Raw genomic sequence first — 17,924 nt, 5'->3', positions numbered from 1 at the left:
TTATTTCTTTATTGTTTCTGCCTTAAAAATGTCGGCAAGTAAATGATCTAATTGTTTGTACTCGATTAAAAAAGCGTCATGTCCGTGAACCGAATCAATTTCGCTATAAAAAACATTGTCTTTAAACTTTTTCAATTCCTCGTAAGTTTCCACGTTTTCTTTTGCTGTAAAAAACAAATCAGAATTAATTCCGACAATATGAATTGAAGCGGTTGTTTTAGACAATAAGTTTTCAAAACTTTGACTATTTCTGGTGATATCAATTGTTTTAAGCAACTGATTCATTAATTTATAAGAAGAAAGCTGAAATCTTTTCTGCAATTTTTTTCCGTGGTGCGCCAACCAGCTTTCGATATTAAATATCAAAAGATCCTGATTGACAGTTCTCTGAAATTTTTCTTTAAATGATTCTGGCGAACGGTAACAAAGCATGGCATGAATTCTGGCATCTTCGATTGGTTTTGAAGAATTATTCAGAATCTGTTCCTGAAGAAAACAATTGGCAATAAGCCAGTCTGTCGATTTCCAGTCGCTCGCAATCGGAATAAGATTTTCTGTAATATTTGGCGCAAGAGCTAAGATTTCCCAAGCAATTCCGCCACCAACAGAACCACCGATAACAGCAAAAAGCTTTTCGATATTTAAGGTTTTTACACCTTCAATAAAAATTCTTGCAATATCTCTGGCAGTAAAATCAAGATAATTTTCAATTAAGAAAGAATTGGTTCCGTTTCCCGGAATATCAAAGGCTAGAATGGTATAAACGGCAGTATCGATAGTTTTTCCTTCGCCTATTAAATCATTCCACCATCCATTTTCGCCAGTTACTTGTGCGTTTCCTGTCAAGGCATGATTAACCAAAACAATAGGCGCACTGTGCAGTGGTTGCCCTGCAATCGTAAAACTTAACGGTATAGAATGATAATTTGCACCACTTTCTGTGATGAAATCTTGAATTATAATGGGATTTGGTCTATTTTCCAATTTCAAATCTTTTGTATTATTGATTTGTATATGGAAATATTAGAAAGAAAAAACTAGTTTAAACTAGAAAAAATCTTGTTGTTATCTGTCCACGTTTGGCGTGGTAGAATGTAGCACCTTCTTCGTTTTACCGAAGGGTTGCTAAGGCTTCATCGGGTCTAATCCCTCGTCCTTTCTTTATAACATTTCAATATTTGTTTGAACTTAACGAGTGCAAATTAACTACTAATTTCTCTAACAAACAAATTTTATCTATAAGTGTTTGTTAAATTTCTGAGATTTACTTGAGCAAAAACTATTATACGCAAAAATTTACCGAACAAAAATGCTCAGTAAAATTAAGCAGGTTTTAACCTATTTTATGATACTTTTCCGTTTAGATAAAAAGCGTTTCATTTTCTGTTGAATACATCAAAAACAATAAAGAGTTTGGTGCTTTTTTCTTTGCACTTTTATCTTCCTCTGTTATTCCGAATCTTGGGTGAGCCAATTCGTTTGTTGGCGGTGGCGGATTGTTTCTTTTTGTTCTTCTGTTTTTCAAATTAGAAATTTTTTCTGCTAAGTAGTTCAATGTGCTCATGATATTAAGTTTTAGTTCAGTTGTGTTTTATAATCTTTATTTCTCTTTTATGTTTCTGTTAAATCGCTTTTTGGAATAAAAAAACCCTTTTGGATTTTTAGATACCAAAAGGGTTTAAGTTTTTACACTCACGTATACTTTTAGTATCAACAGACGTATGCGCAAATAAGCGCGACAGTAAACATCTTGTTTATCTGTAAGGATTTATTCATCTGTGATTTATATTGTAATTTAAATTTTTGCATTTCTGTTAAATTAAAAAGCCTCCTAAATATTTCTTAGGAGGCTCTTACTATATTAGTATTGTATTCTTACAATTTTTTAGCAATAGACACCCTAGCCTCGGTCTTAACCGAAATGGCACAAAACATTTTGTTGACTTTTAAGTTCATTTGATTTCTAGTAGTTTTTGGGTATAACAAATATGCAATTATTTTTTTTATTACACAAATTAAATTCAAGAATTTAATTACAAAAATCGTTAAAAATCAGTTTTTTAACGATGAAAAACATCTTACAAAAACGAAAACGAAATAACAAAGGTAAAAAACCTACAAAACAAACTCTTTTTTCTTCATGATCCCAATTAACAAATCAGTTTATCAAAGAACCTTTTTCTTTTTTTTATTAAAATTTTAATGCCAAACGGTTTCTTTACTCCTAATTCGTTCTGCAATTTTTAGAATATCAGTTATAATTCCTCTTGAAATTGCTTGTTTGCATGGTGGTGCACTCTGAATTACAATTGGATTTTCGGCATACGATTTAGTATAGATTTCAAAAATCGTGTCAGAGCCTTTCAATTGTCCAATTGGTGAATTTATGGGTTCCGAAATCAATTTGGTTTCTAAAGTGCCTTTTTCCAACTCAAACTCACCCACATATCGAAGCACATGATTTTCTGCTTGAGTAATTTTGGCAATTTTAAAAGACTTATCGACCGCATCTTTATTGAGCACTCCATTTTTCTCCAAATGCTCCTCGGTTATAAACGGTTTGATTTTAATATCCGAAAGCTCAAAATCTTTTCCTATTTCTCTAGCCAATATCAAAAGCTTTCTTGCTGTATCATTTCCAGATAAATCTTCTTTGAAATTTGATTTCATTAAACCTAAGAGACTTGCATCTTTTAAAATCGAAGAAAACGAAACTTTTTCAGATGAAAATCGATTGAAAACATAGCTCAGATTATCTGAAAAAACACCTCGAATCTTCGTAATTTTTTCTCCAGAATAATACAAATCTCTTAAAGTCTGCAAAACTGGAATTCCACTTTCAACCGATGTTTCATACAAAAACTCTTTGTCGTATTTTTTAAGATTGGATCGCAGTTCTTTATAAAGATCTAAAGGAAGCGTATTGGCTTTTTTATTTACCGCTACAATATTAAATCCGTTTTTGATTAGCGTATTGTAGTGCTTTACCAATTCGTCGCTCGCTGTCGCATCTACAGCAATTAAGTTTTCGAATTCATTTTCCTGTGCAAATTCGACAATATCTTCTACTTTAAAAGGAACTGCCAATTGTCTGAAATTGGTTTCCCAAGAATAACCAACACCTTCTTTTTCAAAGAAAGCGACCGTAGAATTGGTTATAATTGGAAAATGAAAATCGACATTTTTGCTTTCAAGAAAAAACTCCTGACTTTCGATAATCTGATTAATCAAAGTGCTTCCTATATTACCAATTCCAAAAAGGACAATGTTTATTTTAAGCTTTGACATGATTTTTTATTTTTTTTTAACCATATAAGTGATATAAGTTCATTTTAGCATCTAAATTGCATTTGTAATCCTTTGAATGCAATTTAAAAGCTCAATATTTTGACGCGGATAAAAATGGATTATTTATTTTACAATTAAAACTATCCGTCTCTACTAAAATGAACTTATATGACTTATAGGGTTTAATTTTATAATGATGTTTTTCATAAAAAATTACCTTTAGCAAAACCACTCGCTAAAGGCAATCTTTCAAACAAAAAACAAAAAAACCTAATTTTTATTGATGCTGTATTGAGAAAGCTTAACACTTTCAAAAACAGCTTGCAGATCTGCAATTAAATCTTCTATATCTTCAATTCCAACAGAAAGTCGAATCAAATCTTTAGAAACTCCTGTTTCAATTTGCTCCGCCTCTGTCAATTGCTGATGCGTTGTACTCGCTGGGTGAATAATCAGTGATTTTGTATCTCCGATATTAGCTAAAAGAGAAAATAATTTTGTTTCGTCTACTACTTTTTTAGCAGCGTCAAAACCTCCTTTTAAACCGAAAGTAATAATGCCGCTTTGTCCTTCTGGAAGATATTGATTTGCTAAATCGTGATATTTACTTGATTTCAGTCCTGGATAATTTACCCAAACCACCTCATCTTGTTTTTCTAGCCATTCAGCCAGAGCCAAAGCATTTTCGCTGTGTTTCTTAATTCGAATTGGAAGCGTTTCTAATCCCTGAATAATCTGGAAAGCATTAAACGGACTTAAAGCAGAACCAAAATCACGCAGACCTTCAATTCGGGCTTTTGCAATAAAAGCCGCATTTCCTAAAGCTTCGTGATATACTAAGCCGTGGTATCCTGCAGATGGTTCGGTAAATTCTGGGAATTTTCCATTAGACCAGTCAAAGTTTCCAGCATCAATGATAACACCTCCTAATGAAGTTCCGTTTCCGGCAATATATTTAGTTAAGGAATGAATTACAATATCGGCACCGTATGGAATTGGATTTAATAAATAAGGTGTCGCAACTGTATTGTCTACTATAAATGGCACTTTAAATGCTTTGGCTTCTGCCGAAATTGCCTTTAAATCTAATACGTCTAATTTTGGATTGCCTAGAGATTCTACAAAGAATGCTCTAGTATTTTCTTTTGCTGCTTTGCTAAAATTTTCTGGTTTTGAAGGATCTACAAATGTTGTTGTAATTCCTAATCTTGGCAAAGTAACCTTTAATAGATTATAAGTACCGCCATACAAACTGTTTGATGCTACAATATGATCTCCCGCTTTTAGTAGCGTTAATAATGTAGTCGAAATTGCCGATGCTCCCGAAGCGGTAACTACTGCCCCGATTCCGCCTTCAAGCGCTGCCAGCCTTTGTTCTAAAATATCGTTTGTTGGGTTATTTAAACGTGTATAAATAAATCCGGCTTCGGCAAGACCAAATAAATTGGCCGCATGATCGGCATTATTAAATACATAAGATGATGTTTGATAAATAGGCACTGCTCTTGTTCCTGCATTTTTAGTAACATCGTGTCCTGAGTGAAGTGCGTTTGTTGCAAATTTTTGTGTGCTCATGATTTCTTAGTTTTTTTAGGTATTGTTAATACTATTATATATTGTTATTAATTGTTGAATTGCGCCTGAACATATAAATCTTCTTCTTCAAGATTGTATAATTGAAGGAGTAAAGAATTCTGACTTTCTAAATATTGATCCTGATTAAATTCTATTGTCTGATCTTCTAAAAAATTATTCTGTTCCTCAGAATTTGTTCTTAATAAGTATTCGTATGCGATTGTATTGATATCTAGTGTTTTCATGATTTTTAATTTTTAAATATTGGAATAAAAAAAGCCCTTTCGGATGGCTTACCAAAAGGGCTTATAGTTGAAACTATAACAAAGATTCGATCTTTCACTTTCGGCAACAGCAAGGCGGGATACACATTGGCATCTTACAACACATCTTCATTTTATTTGCTGCTGAATTTTTCATATTGCTTTTTTGTTTCACCATATAAGTTATATAAGGAAATTAAGTTTTTTTTTGCTTGCGCCTGATTAATTAAAACTTATATGACTTATATGGTTTAATTTTTTTTCATAAAAAAACCTCTGCTGGTGGGCAGAGGTTTCATTGTTATTTATAGATTTAAATACTAAACAATAGCACGCTCTGCGGATAATTCCGACATCATACAGCACATATTTTTAATACCTAAATTCATTTCTTTCTTGTTTTGTTTGGCAAAGTTGAGAACTTTTTTTCAAACAGCCAAACAAAAAGTGAATTATTTTCTATTACCCTATCAAACTACTATACTTGTGTTAAATTTCTATTGAATAAAATAAAAAAAGTTGAACTTTAATTTGCAAATCAAAATGGTTTTATACCTTTGCACGCGAATACAGAGGAAAAATTTGAACTGATTGCAACCTCTTCATAATGAAATGGTTCATTATGATTGCCGGAAAATAAATTTCGGCATTAAAAAATGCTAAAGCAGAAACTCTTCTTTAGCCCTTTTTAGCAATTATTTTTTCCTCGCTAAATTTTAATTATACAAATTTAATACATTATTATGGCTTATTTATTTACGTCAGAATCTGTTAGTGAAGGACATCCAGACAAAGTTGCAGATCAAATTTCGGATGCATTAATTGACAACTTTTTGGCATTTGACGCTGACTCTAAAGTAGCTTGCGAAACGTTAGTTACAACTGGTCAGGTTATTTTAGCAGGTGAAGTAAAATCGAATACATATCTTGATGTACAAAATATTGCACGTGAGGTAATCCGTAAAATTGGATATACTAAAAGTGAATATATGTTTGAAGCAAACTCTTGCGGAATTCTTTCTGCAATTCACGAGCAGTCTGCAGACATTAACCAAGGTGTTGACAGAGCTAAGCCAGAAGAACAAGGTGCTGGTGACCAAGGAATGATGTTTGGTTACGCTACAAACGAAACTGAAAACTACATGCCATTGGCATTAGATTTATCTCATAAATTATTACAAGAGTTAGCTATTTTAAGACGTGAAAACAAGGAAATTACTTATTTACGTCCAGATGCTAAATCTCAAGTAACTTTAGAATATAGCGATGATAACAAACCAACTCGTATTGATGCGATCGTAATTTCAACTCAACATGATGATTTTGACGAAGAAGCTGCAATGCTTTCTAAAATCAAAAAAGATATTATCGAAATCTTGATTCCAAGAATTATCGCTAAAAACCCAGAACACGCTCATTTATTCAACGATAAAATCAACTACCATATTAACCCAACAGGAAAATTCGTTATTGGAGGACCTCACGGAGATACTGGTTTAACAGGAAGAAAAATTATCGTAGATACTTACGGCGGAAAAGGTGCTCACGGTGGTGGTGCATTCTCTGGAAAAGATCCAAGTAAAGTAGATAGAAGTGCTGCTTATGCTACACGTCATATTGCTAAAAACTTAGTTGCTGCTGGTGTTGCCGACGAAATCTTAGTTCAGGTTTCTTACGCAATTGGAGTTGCTGAGCCAATGGGAATTTTCATTGAAACTTACGGAACTTCTAAAGTAAACTTAACTAACGGTGAAATCGCTAAAAAAGTAGAAGCTATCTTTGATATGCGTCCTTACTTTATCGAGCAACGTTTAAAATTAAGAAACCCAATGTATAGCGAAACTGCTGCTTACGGACACATGGGACGTAAACCAGAAACTGTAACTAAAACTTTCTCTGCTCCAGGCGGAAACGAAAAAACAGTTACTGTAGAATTGTTTACATGGGAAAAACTTGATTTTGTTGACCAAGTAAAAGCTGCATTTGGATTATAATTTAATCTGAATCTTACATATTAAAAAGGCTGTCTAAAGATTTTTAGACAGCCTTTCTTGGTTATTATTTCTTTTAAAAATAAATCTGAAAGATTTTAAATATCAGTTGATTTTTCATTGTTACAAAAGCTCCATCGGAGCGATCTGTACTTTTATGCAGATAAACAGGTCACCCCAATGGGGTTTATTACTTGTGATTAATTTTTTCTATAAACAGCACACCCCTCTGAGGCTTATCTTCTTATCTAAACCTAACAGACCTTAAAGATCTGTCGGTATTTTTATCACTTTATCTTAATATGTTCCATTCTGCATTTTAGACAGCACTTCTTTCATTTCGTTTGCACTTTCTCCGTCAACACCATCGTTTAAATACTTTACTGCTAAAGTCTGCGTTTCAATTGCTTTTTGTTTCTGTCCGTCTTTATAATATAACTGAGCCAAAGTATCTAAATAATACGGACTATTTTTTGTTATCACCAAACTATATTCTGACCATTTAATAGCATCTTTTAAAAAGTTAGCATTCAGCGGATTTGTTACAACTGCCCAAGCGGCTGTATTTGCCGTACTCGAATGATATTCTTTAAACATATTCCATCCATCATAAGAATAACTTGAACTTGAATCTAAGGTTGAAAAAATAGTGTCTAATTTCTCAATCGGACTTGTTCCTGCTAAAGTGGAATCAAAATAAGTATTATACTCTTTTAAATACGTTGTGCTAGAACCGTCTTTGTCTGCTGTCTGGCTTAAATAATAGAAGTAGTTTCGGTAAGCATCAAAATTTCCTTTTCCAGAAGCAATGATTCTTTTATAAAGCGCATTTACCTTTTCTCGGTTTATTTCGCCAGAAACTCCATCTTGAGAAATGTAAAGATTTTGCTGCAGAGCATCTGAAATCTCAGTAATTGGATTTCCTACACTATGAATCTCTCCTTTTTTAGTATTAAAACCAGAACGAATACTTTCAATTTCATCTGAATGTTTTAATACATAATCGATCGCTAAGAAATCGGTATCATTCAAAATTCTATCTGTACTAAAAAGCTGTTTTGTAAATCCCTGGTTTTTAATTTCTTTCAAAATCGTTTCTACCAAATACATGTTTACAGCTTTATCTTTTTGATGCGCTTCAATCAGTTTTTTCCAAGATTGCGCCACTTCTTTCTGATCTAAAGCTGTTTTTGTAATTACAAATTCAGTCGAATTTGGATCACTTAGCGTATATTCTTTCTCATAATCATAAGATGATTCCAGTAAAGCGGCTTTGTTAAAAGCATTTATTAAATCGGCATCTGAAGCTTTTTTATTCTTTAAAATAGTATTTATAGAAAGAAAAGCATTTGCTCTCTGCAATCTTCTGTAGAAATCGCCATAATAGCTAAACTGATATTGCTGTGTTGCCAAATCTGATTTTGCAATAGCCAGCTGATTTCCTTCTCCGTTTAAAATAATAATACTTGGATCGCTGGTAATTTTATTGTTTTTAAGCCATTTTTTATCATCGGCTCCAGCCAAATAATAATTGTAAATATCATAAAGCGCATTATACGAATCGTACATATTATATCCGGTCTGCGTTTCCTGTTCTTTTACAAAATTGTCAAAGCTCTCTTTTGCCGATTTATTTTTGCTATCTACCACCACAACCAAAAATTTATTGCTGGCTGATTTTGTAGACTCTATGGCTTTTTTAAGATTGTCTTCTATTTTTAATTTAAAATCATATTTAGTATAAGCTGGCGGAGAAATAGTTGCATCAATAATTGCAGCGGCAGTATCTACTGCAACTGCAGAACCAAAATCATCATTTAGTAATGTATTATCTTTTCCTGGATATGTCCAATTGGAAACAACTTCACTTTCAAGCGGAGCAACTTTTGGCGTTTTCGTAACTGGCTGTGGATCTTTTTCATTTATAAATACCAACGGATTTAATCCTGATTTCTCAGAAATTCTCAGTTCATTAGTTTGTTTGTCAAAATATCCAGCAATTTGTAAATCGCCCAAAACAGCTAATTCGTAATTGATTGTTATTTCTGAAACGTCTTTTGGTAAAGCATATTTATTGACACTAGTTTTCCCTCCATACTCTTCATAAACTAAATAAATAAAGTCTGCTTTTTCAATTTCAAACTCCGCATCGGTTTTGGTCCATTCTGGGTCAACTTTAGCTTTAATATCAGTAATTCTTTGGTATTTAACTTCTTCTTTTCCTTTTTGAGTTCCGATATAGAAAGAATAATAAGCCGGATCTTTAAATAGCACTTTTATGTTTTTTGCTTTTTTATCGGCTTTGAAAGAAAGATCGAAATTAGTTTGTGCTGATGGATTTTTAGCAAATATTAAAGAATCTCCTTTTATCTTGTAACCGCCAGAATAAAAAACCAATTCGTATTGATTATTGTCTAATAAGTTTAATTTGATTTTCTGGCCTTTGCTAGTTGACAAATAGGTTCCTTTTTCAATATTTTTTGTTTGAGAAAAAGACAAAACTATTCCACAAAGAAATACTGAAACACTCCAAATAAAATTGCGCATAATTTAAATTTTGGTGGTTAATAATAGAATCACAAAGATATTTGATTCTTCATTAAACAAATCACAAAAACACGCAATATTGGCACCAAAAATACTACAAATTGTATTTTATAGAAAAAATGATATATCTAGGTTGCACCGTATATTGAGAAACACGGGTTGAAAACTGCGAAAAACTGTCATCATTAAGATAAGTTGTATTCAGAAGATTGGTTGCAGAAACTTTATATTCCCATTTGCTATTCTTTTTCTGGTAGATTAAACTGGCACTCAGGAAATCATATTCGTTATCGACCGATTTATCTCCGTTATAATAATGGTAAAACTCATATTCTGAAACAAAAGAAAAACTGTCTAAGAAATAGTAATCTAATTTTGCGAAAGGTTTGTCGGTATAAAATGTAGAACCACTGTATTTATTAACCAAAAGATTATATCCAAATTCAATGTTAGGTAAATTTTTATAATTTGTAGAAGCTCTTACGGTATAACTCTGTACAAAACTTTCAGTAGTTCTCAAATCGTTGTTTTGAATGTTGTTGAATTTGGACCAATTCAAACTTGCATTAACCGAGGCTTTATAGTTTTTTAAAAAAGAACGTCCGTAAGCTCCCATTCCAGACAAAGTTTCGTCGGCTAAATTCGAATTATAAGGAACAGAAGACTGATTAATTCCGTCGAAATTAGCCTGTGTTTTAATGGCATCTACTTTTCTCGTATAAGTGGCATTGGCAAAAATATTCTCGAAATTGAACATATTGTATTTAAAATAACGAAGTGTATGTACTTGAGAAGTTGCATTTTCTAAGAAACGATTTCCGCGGAATAAACTGCTGTAATCTGACAAAACATATCCCGCCGCCAACTGATTGATATCGGTAAAATCATTCGTTAAAGAAAAATTATACGTCAAAGTTTCTGATTTTTTGATTTGATATAAAGCAAAGAAATCTGGAAGCACTTTTACAAAATTTTGAGAATAATCGTTTCCCAATTGTCCGTTTGTCATTTGATAAGTATGCACACTCACACCAGGTGTTAAAGTAAATTTCCCCGTTAGAATTTTATAATGTAAACCTAAAAAAGCATCATTAAAACGGTAATCGACATCATTATTATTCTCAGAATCATTCAAATCATTTCGATCTCCATTATCCAACATTTGGAAAATATGAGAATTAAAGTTTTGATACGAATACGTATTTCCTAAAGTAATATTGATGTTGCTTTTTGGCGTTACCATATAATAATAATCCAGTTTTGCATCCAGTTTATTAGTTTTTACAAAACGATCCTGATTATAATCATTTCGGGCTTGCGCCGGATCTGTAATATACCCCAACAGCGCAAACGGAAGTGTTTGCAAATTAGCATTATAAAAAGGATTTTCATCTTGGTACAAGTGTTGCATTTCAAAAGCAAATATATTCTTGGCACTCTGTGTGTAGTACAAATTCAAATTCTGATTAATGGAAGTTGGATCTTGCTTTTTTGTGGTAAAAATAGTTTCCGAATCAGCGATATTTTGTACAATCTGTTCTCGAAATAAATCTGAATATTCTTCTTGTTTGGTCAGTTTGGTTAGAATATCATAATCGAACTGAAATTTATCGCTTGGTTTATAAGTCGAACTCAGTTTAAAAAGTCCAAGATTATTTTTCTGACTTGTATTTTCATCTCTTTTCTGCTGATCTCCAGAATCTAAAATCGTAGTTTGAGATTTGGTTTCTAATTGAGTTTTTGAAGTAGAAAGAATTCCAAAACCACTTAAATTCCAAGCTTTATTAACAGAATAAGCAAAGTTGGTTGCGCCAAATTTGGTTTCAATTTCTTTAGCACGATTATTTCTTAGCAATGAAATTCCCAAATCATTGGAAGAAACATTAAAACTGCTTCCGCCCTTTTTCATCATATTTTTAAATCCGCCCGTAAATTTGAAATAATCTTGCGCCGTGAGCGGTAATTCGCCAATATTATTAAAATTGGTAATTAAATTGATACTGTATTTTGGGCTGTAATAGAATAATTTCGGATTTATAATATACCGACTGTCCAATTCTGCAACTCCAATTCCTGCGGTCACATCTCCAAACCAAAAGTTCTTTTTTCCTTCTTTCAGTTTGATATTCATCGCCAGATTATCCTGATCGTTTTCAAGGCCTTTCAACTGACTTATTTCATTGTAATTTCTTAAAACCTGAACTTTATCAATTGCGTCTGCCGGAATATTTTTAACGCCCAATTTAGTATCTCCGTCAAAAAAATCTTTTCCTTCGACCATTAATTTGCTGACTTTTTTTCCTTCCACTTCAATTTCTCCGTCGGCATTTACCTCAACACCAGGAAGTTTTTTCAGTACGTCTTCCAACTTTCTTTCGGTTCCGGTTTTAAAAGAATCTGCATTATACACAATGGTATCTCCTTTTATAGAAACAGGCATTTCACGTACAATTTCAACGCCTTCCAATTCAATTCCCGCTCCATCCAGAACGATGTTTTGCGTCATATTTTCGGCTTTGGTAGAAACCGTGATTTCCTTCGATTTCATTCCCAAATAACTTACTTTTATAGTATAAGCAGTATTTGGTTTTAACGTAAGCTGGAATTTACCTTTATCATTCGTAATTCCGTATGAATCCATGGCTTTCGTTCCATTATTTATAGCCATAATGTTGGCCATTTCCAACGGATTTTTCTGTTCATCCTGAATTAAACCATCAAAACGAACACTTTGAGAAAAACCGATAGAAGTAAAAAGCAAAATAAAAATGAAAAGTATTTTATTCATTATGAGAAACTTGGATTTTTGGAATTTGGAAATTTAAAATTTGGAATTTGATAAAATTTATCTTCCCATCTGTGGTGGTCCGCCTTGTCTATTACGGTTCATTTCTCTAAATTCTTCCATTTTTTTAATTACCGTTTCGTCATATTCTTTCTGCGAAACTACTTTTCCTTTTTTAGATGGTTTTATTTCTACTTTATCTTTGGCATTCAAAACAATTTTAGAACACAAAATAGTCGTAGTTCCGTCGTTGATCTCTAGAATTAAACCAGGAAGTCCCCAATAATTCTCCGGCCCTTGATTTACAGGAATTTCTGGTGTGTACCAAGCCGTTACCACTATTTCTTTTGGTATTTCGAAGTTATCTACAAAATTTGTTTTGGTATCTCCAGAAGTTTTTTTGGCTTCGTCTTTCTTATCGTCTTCCTTTTTAGGTCTGAAATTTCTAAAATCGGTTTTGCTTGCTTGTTTTACCGCTGTAGCTTTAAAACAGTTATAACCACCAATTTGTTTGGTTTCCTGTTCCAATTTCCAGTTTAATTTTGGCAGAGAATCCACCACAAGAAATTCTTTACCCATAAATTCCTTATCTACCGTATACGATTTTGCTTTTACATCTTTATAAAAAGTTCCGCCACCGCCTGTTAGCGAACCAAACATAACTCGAAAACCGCCCTGTTGTTGGCCTGGAGCTTCTAATTTTTCTTCTTCTTTATAGATAGATGCCGATTTGTCAAAATTTAAAATAAATGTTTTTTCGAGCAATTTTTTCATTCGCTCTTCCATATTTTTCTGCATTTCTGGCGTAATGTCTCTATTACCGCGCATTCCTTCAAACTTGGGAGCTTGTGTTTTAGACTCGTAAACAGCCATTCCCTGAAAGTCTTTTTGCGCTTGAATTTGCGTAGAAACAAGCATCAATGCCATATAAAAAATTATTTTTTTCATTTCATTTTCTTTAAAAGTGAGTAAATCCGAGAAAACTTACATTCAAATGTATTATTTATTTTAAACTCCTAAAAACTAAATCTATTAACTGCACTAAGACATAGATAGAATCAGCTATTTTTTAGACTATTAGAATTAAAAAAGGTTTAAGTCTTAAATTTGAAATTTTAAGGAGAGTTTTTTGTAATTTGGTACTCTTGTAAATCAATTTTTAATGCTTGAAACTGTGCAAAAAATTTTATACTTCCTATTTCTTTTCTGCTCTTTTCATGCACTTTCTGCTCAGGATTTGGATGTAAATCCGACTTTAATTTCGCAATACAAAAATACTTCCGATACATTTTTAGGATATGACGCTTTTGGATATTCCTATCAAATAACAAACAATATTTTTAGTAAAATAAAAGGAAAAGAAATCTTTGAATACAAAAATATTTCGTTGGGAAAAATCACAAAAGTCGATCTTCAGAATCCATTAAAAATGGTTTTGTTTTATGAAGATTTCAATAGCGTTATTTTACTGGATAACCAACTCAATAAAATGACCGAAATTAATTTTTCTCAAAATCCAACTCCAATTGTTGTAAGCGCAATCGGAATGTCAACTCAAAATCAATTGTGGATTTATAACACTCTCAACCAACAAATAGGGTTGTTTGATTATTTAAAAAATGAATACAAAACAGTTTCAATCCCCTTGACAGAACCGATTAAATATTATCAAACCGATTTTAATACGTTTTATTGGATTGACAAAAAAAACAATTGGTATTCCTGCGATATTTTCGGAAAAATAACTTCGCTGGGCAACGTTGGCGATTTTGATAAAATGGAAATCATCACTAATTCAAAATATATTTTCAGCAAGGCTAATCTATTGTTTCTGAAAGAGATTAATAAAACAGGCGGTGAGAACATTTCTGAAATTAAAGTTTTAGAAAAAACCTTTGACAATTTTTATTACAAAGACCAAATTTTATCTATTTTTACAGCTACAGATATTTCAAATTATAAAATCGTAACACCGTAATGCACATAGCAATAGCAGGAAATATAGGCGCAGGAAAAACCACTCTGACCAAATTATTAGCCAAACATTTTAAATGGGAACCCCATTATGAAGATGTAGTTGATAATCCATATCTGGATGATTTTTACCATCAAATGGAGCGCTGGTCGTTTAATCTTCAGATCTATTTCCTGAACAGTCGTTTTCGCCAGGTGCAGCAAATTCGCGAAAGCGGAAAAAAAATCATTCAGGACAGAACGATTTACGAAGATGCGCATATTTTTGCTCCCAATCTTTATGCAATGGGATTAATGACAAGTCGTGATTTTGAAAATTATACTTCTTTATTTGAATTAATGGAATCTTTGGTTAAAGCTCCAGATTTATTGATTTATTTAAGAAGCTCCATTCCGAATTTGGTTGGTCAAATCCATAAACGCGGACGCGAATACGAAAACTCAATTTCTATTGACTATCTAAGCCGTTTGAACGAAAGATACGAAGCTTGGATTCAGACTTACTCAAAAGGAAAATTATTGATTATTGATGTAGATAACATCAATTTTGTTGATAATCCAGAAGATTTAGGAGATATCATTAATAGAATTGATGCTGAATTAAACGGGTTGTTTTAGAACACGAATTACACAGATTTACACAAATATAAAAGCCTCTAAAAAAAATTTTTAGAGGCTTTTTTTATTTTAGTTTTAACTCTTGATAAACTTAACACTTGAAGTTCCTTTATCTGAATTTATTTTAAGGATATATTGTCCTGCTTTAAGACTTGAAATATCAATTTTAGCTCCTGATTTTTGATTAGAAATTGCTAAATGTATTCTCCCTAAAATATCGTAAACACTACTTGAGTATATTTCTATATTTTGAGTTGAATTTATATTTAAAAAGGAATTTGCCGGGTTTGGATAAACCGTAAAATAATCTGAAAAAATAAAATCTTCAGTGCCAAGTGTTTTAAAAGTAGAAATAGCTTTGTTTGTTAGTATTGGAAAATTATAATCAAAATAAATATTAGCTTCATTTGCTATAGAACTTCCAATCGCAAGTGCTGGTTTTGTTTTGATTTTGAATGCAATGTATCCATCATTATTTGCATCGTCAAAAGGAAGTTGAATGTCCTCAAAAACAAACTCTACTATGTTTCCAGAAATTTTGGTTACATAAGAATGACTTGAGCTTGTTGGAGTTAAGGTTGAAATATCAAATTTAGCAGAATCAATAATGTCTTTTACTACAATGTTTTGTGCCATATAATTGCCTGTATTTTCAAAACGAATCATATAATGCAAATATTGACCAATAAGAGAGGGGTTAACAACAGTGCCTTCCAAACAAGTTTTATCATTTGGATCAAAAGATCCTACGACTGTGTGATTGAATTGAAAAATATTATCTAAGTTATACTCATCTGTTCTTTGTGAATTTACTGTTGCAACAAACTTCAAAATATCGCCAGAATTTACCGCAGGTATTTCTGTTGGTGCATTTACATTAAATACAACTATAATTTCTCTTTTTTCTAAGGGTTTTAAACCACTGAAATTCCAAAAAATATTGTTTTCGGTTTTATTCGAAAAATTTGAATTAGAACTTAGAAAATCTAAAACTGCATCATTAAAATTAAGTTTTAATGTTCCAGATTCTGTAGTATTTCCCTTGTTCTTAATTACGAGTTTGTACTTAACATCAAAACCAGGTCTAGCTGCTTCAAGAGGCAATAGAACAATTTCTAAATCTGTATGTGTATTATTGGGCGTAATACAAAAATGCTGACTAATTGAACCTGTTAATGCCTGAAAATTAACATCAAACGATGGTGGCGAAACTGTAAAATAATTTGGATTTTCAACTACAGGAGTAATTTTATAAGTTCCATTTAAAATTGGAAGAAAATAGTTTCCAGATGCATCAGAAATAGAGTTATAATTATATCCATAAGTTTCATCAATTGATAACTTTAAATTAGGAACAACTCTATCTGCGTTATCACAACCATTAGAATTTTCATCAAATGTTACTTTTCCAGTTACTGAGTTAAAGTCGCCTCCCGGTGTAAAACTACAATACGAATTTATCTCACAATTTGTGTAGCCATAAGTTGCCATATGACGTTTGGTCTGATATATTTGTCCTTCATCTGCGCAAATATATCTCAATTTAGGATTCGAGCCGAATTCAAAAAAATCGTACGTATAATCCCCTTTTGTAGAGAGCGTAGAACCACTTTTCATAATTAACCATATAAGTTCTTTATTCCCTCCGCAAGACAAATTAGTTAGTTTGTTCATTCCTGAAACATCCAATATTGTCATCTTATTGCCACCACAAGCTAAAACCGAAATATTTTTGCACTTTTTCACATCTAAATTTGCAATCAAATTCCCTCTACAGTCTAAGCTTCCAAGATTAACCAGTCCTGTTAAATCTAATGAAGGCAACTTATTCCAGCTACAATCCAAACCTCCTAAATTAGCCATGTTTTTTACGTTCAGAGAAGATAGCTTATTGTATGCACAATCTAATGATAAGAGACTATCCAAACCTGTAACATCCAATGAAGTTAGTTTATTATATCTACAATTTAAATTGACCAGTTTTGTTAAACCTGATAAATTTAAAGATTCTAAAGCACTTTCTTTAAAATCAATTTCTGTTAAATTGGTTGATCCTAATAAATTTACGGAAGTCAAATTTCCACACCAATAAGCTCTTAAAGTAGTTAATTCCTTAAGATTACTTACGTTTAAAAATGTCAATTTGTTACTTCCACAGTCTAAAAATTCAAGGTCTTTCGCAGAAGAAAAATCTAAATTTTCAATCAGATTTCCATAGCAAAATAAATTCTTCAGACTACTTAATTTACTTATATTCAATAACGTAATTTGATTATAATGACATTTTAATATTTTTAAATTAATCAAGTTTTCAATTTTCAAAGACGTTAATGCATTACTAGAACAATCCAGCTCTTCCAGATAAGGTGAATTGGTTAGATCGAGAGAAGTAATATTATTACTTCTACATTCTAAAAATTTTAAATTCGGAAACTTTGAAATCCCTTCTAATGATGAGATAGGAGATTCACCGTTAACCTTATTTAGTGTTAAAGAACTAATTTGCAAAGCTTCACTTTCTTGAATTTCTCCGTCGTTATTGATATCAATTGTTCGAATTGAATTTCCGGCTAAGTCTTTTGGTGAAGAAAAATATAAAATAATTCTCTTAAAGACAGGATCAGGTATGTTTACAATTTGTGCCTGAATAAAAAATGGAGCTAATAAAAATAAAAAAATGTAGAGTTTTCTCATAGGTTAAATTTATACTGCTAATATATAATTAAAACTGTCTTTTTGTTAAATAAAATTTTAACAAAAAAAAGCCTCTAAATGAACATGCCCCAAAAAGTTAGACACTATTTGGGGCATTTTTATGGAAAGAAAAGTAAAGTATGACTATGCATTTAAGTTAGAATGCGTAGAATTGGTTTTAAAGAAGCA

General features: G+C 31.9%; 12 protein-coding genes and 1 riboswitch. Of the genes, 3 read left to right on the top strand and 9 right to left on the bottom strand.

The window, feature by feature from the left end; genetic code table 11:
- The 5 genes from EG814_RS11680 to EG814_RS11660 all read right to left on the bottom strand — a co-directional run bounded on the left by EG814_RS11680 (nucleotide 1) and on the right by EG814_RS11660 (nucleotide 5,108).
- The gene (locus tag EG814_RS11680; protein ID WP_235830967.1) at nucleotides 1-984 is read right to left on the bottom strand and encodes an alpha/beta fold hydrolase; all 984 of its coding nucleotides are present in this window, start codon (nucleotides 982-984) and stop codon (nucleotides 1-3) included.
- Nucleotides 985-1,062: 78 nt separating this feature from the next.
- A riboswitch (SAM riboswitch) is annotated at nucleotides 1,063-1,170 on the bottom strand.
- A gap of 190 nt (nucleotides 1,171-1,360) precedes the next feature.
- Nucleotides 1,361-1,564, bottom strand: a complete 204-nt coding sequence (locus tag EG814_RS11675) for a hypothetical protein (protein WP_125722093.1) — start codon at nucleotides 1,562-1,564, stop codon at nucleotides 1,361-1,363.
- 635 nt (nucleotides 1,565-2,199) lie between these two features.
- Nucleotides 2,200-3,288 (bottom strand): homoserine dehydrogenase family protein, encoded by a 1,089-nt coding sequence (locus EG814_RS11670; protein ID WP_125722091.1) that lies wholly within the window; start codon nucleotides 3,286-3,288, stop codon nucleotides 2,200-2,202.
- Between the two features lie 270 nt (nucleotides 3,289-3,558).
- A complete protein-coding gene (locus EG814_RS11665; protein WP_125722089.1) occupies nucleotides 3,559-4,863 on the bottom strand; it encodes an O-acetylhomoserine aminocarboxypropyltransferase/cysteine synthase family protein in 1,305 nt (434 codons plus the stop codon).
- Nucleotides 4,864-4,910: 47 nt separating this feature from the next.
- A complete protein-coding gene (locus EG814_RS11660; protein ID WP_125722087.1) occupies nucleotides 4,911-5,108 on the bottom strand; it encodes a hypothetical protein in 198 nt (65 codons plus the stop codon).
- A 761-nt stretch (nucleotides 5,109-5,869) separates the two neighbouring features.
- Here EG814_RS11660 and metK point away from each other — a divergent pair.
- On the top strand, nucleotides 5,870-7,120 hold the full coding sequence (metK, locus tag EG814_RS11655) for a methionine adenosyltransferase (RefSeq protein ID WP_125722085.1): 1,251 nt from the start codon (nucleotides 5,870-5,872) through the stop codon (nucleotides 7,118-7,120).
- 294 nt (nucleotides 7,121-7,414) lie between these two features.
- Here metK and EG814_RS11650 read toward each other — a convergent pair whose 3' ends face one another.
- The 3 genes from EG814_RS11650 to EG814_RS11640 all read right to left on the bottom strand — a co-directional run bounded on the left by EG814_RS11650 (nucleotide 7,415) and on the right by EG814_RS11640 (nucleotide 13,397).
- Nucleotides 7,415-9,664 (bottom strand): hypothetical protein, encoded by a 2,250-nt coding sequence (locus EG814_RS11650; protein WP_125722083.1) that lies wholly within the window; start codon nucleotides 9,662-9,664, stop codon nucleotides 7,415-7,417.
- A gap of 94 nt (nucleotides 9,665-9,758) precedes the next feature.
- Entirely contained in the window at nucleotides 9,759-12,452 is a 2,694-nt protein-coding gene (locus EG814_RS11645; RefSeq protein WP_125722081.1) for a carboxypeptidase-like regulatory domain-containing protein, read from the bottom strand.
- Between the two features lie 57 nt (nucleotides 12,453-12,509).
- Nucleotides 12,510-13,397, bottom strand: a complete 888-nt coding sequence (locus tag EG814_RS11640) for a GLPGLI family protein (protein WP_125722079.1) — start codon at nucleotides 13,395-13,397, stop codon at nucleotides 12,510-12,512.
- A gap of 226 nt (nucleotides 13,398-13,623) precedes the next feature.
- Here EG814_RS11640 and EG814_RS11635 point away from each other — a divergent pair, with 226 nt between their 5' ends.
- Together EG814_RS11635 and EG814_RS11630 are read left to right on the top strand one after the other, a co-directional pair.
- The gene (locus EG814_RS11635) at nucleotides 13,624-14,427 is read left to right on the top strand and encodes a hypothetical protein (RefSeq protein WP_235830966.1); all 804 of its coding nucleotides are present in this window, start codon (nucleotides 13,624-13,626) and stop codon (nucleotides 14,425-14,427) included.
- Entirely contained in the window at nucleotides 14,427-15,041 is a 615-nt protein-coding gene (locus tag EG814_RS11630; RefSeq protein WP_109191639.1) for a deoxynucleoside kinase, read from the top strand. The genes EG814_RS11635 and EG814_RS11630 overlap by 1 nt, the downstream gene beginning before the upstream one ends.
- Nucleotides 15,042-15,116: 75 nt before the next feature.
- Here EG814_RS11630 and EG814_RS11625 read toward each other — a convergent pair whose 3' ends face one another.
- Nucleotides 15,117-17,735 carry a DUF7619 domain-containing protein gene (locus tag EG814_RS11625; RefSeq protein WP_125722075.1) on the bottom strand — a complete coding sequence of 873 codons (2,619 nt, stop codon included), beginning with the start codon at nucleotides 17,733-17,735 and terminating at the stop codon, nucleotides 15,117-15,119.
- Between the last annotated feature and the right edge of the window lie 189 nt (nucleotides 17,736-17,924).

This window comes from Flavobacterium ustbae (assembly GCF_003946915.1).
GTDB lineage: Bacteria > Bacteroidota > Bacteroidia > Flavobacteriales > Flavobacteriaceae > Flavobacterium > Flavobacterium ustbae.
The sequence above is the reverse complement of the archived record's forward strand: the minus strand, read 5'-3'. Positions and strand labels throughout refer to the sequence as shown.

Excerpts from the sequence above, each read along its gene's own strand:
- EG814_RS11675 (WP_125722093.1), bottom strand. The coding sequence starts at position 1,564 with ATGAGCACATTGAACTACTTAGCAGAAAAAATTTCTAATTTGAAAAAC.
- EG814_RS11670 (WP_125722091.1), bottom strand. The coding sequence starts at position 3,288 with ATGTCAAAGCTTAAAATAAACATTGTCCTTTTTGGAATTGGTAATATA.
- EG814_RS11665 (WP_125722089.1), bottom strand. The coding sequence starts at position 4,863 with ATGAGCACACAAAAATTTGCAACAAACGCACTTCACTCAGGACACGAT.
- EG814_RS11660 (WP_125722087.1), bottom strand. The coding sequence starts at position 5,108 with ATGAAAACACTAGATATCAATACAATCGCATACGAATACTTATTAAGA.
- metK (WP_125722085.1), top strand. The coding sequence starts at position 5,870 with ATGGCTTATTTATTTACGTCAGAATCTGTTAGTGAAGGACATCCAGAC.
- EG814_RS11650 (WP_125722083.1), bottom strand. The coding sequence starts at position 9,664 with ATGCGCAATTTTATTTGGAGTGTTTCAGTATTTCTTTGTGGAATAGTT.
- EG814_RS11645 (WP_125722081.1), bottom strand. The coding sequence starts at position 12,452 with ATGAATAAAATACTTTTCATTTTTATTTTGCTTTTTACTTCTATCGGT.
- EG814_RS11640 (WP_125722079.1), bottom strand. The coding sequence starts at position 13,397 with ATGAAAAAAATAATTTTTTATATGGCATTGATGCTTGTTTCTACGCAA.
- EG814_RS11630 (WP_109191639.1), top strand. The coding sequence starts at position 14,427 with ATGCACATAGCAATAGCAGGAAATATAGGCGCAGGAAAAACCACTCTG.
- EG814_RS11625 (WP_125722075.1), bottom strand. The coding sequence starts at position 17,735 with ATGAGAAAACTCTACATTTTTTTATTTTTATTAGCTCCATTTTTTATT.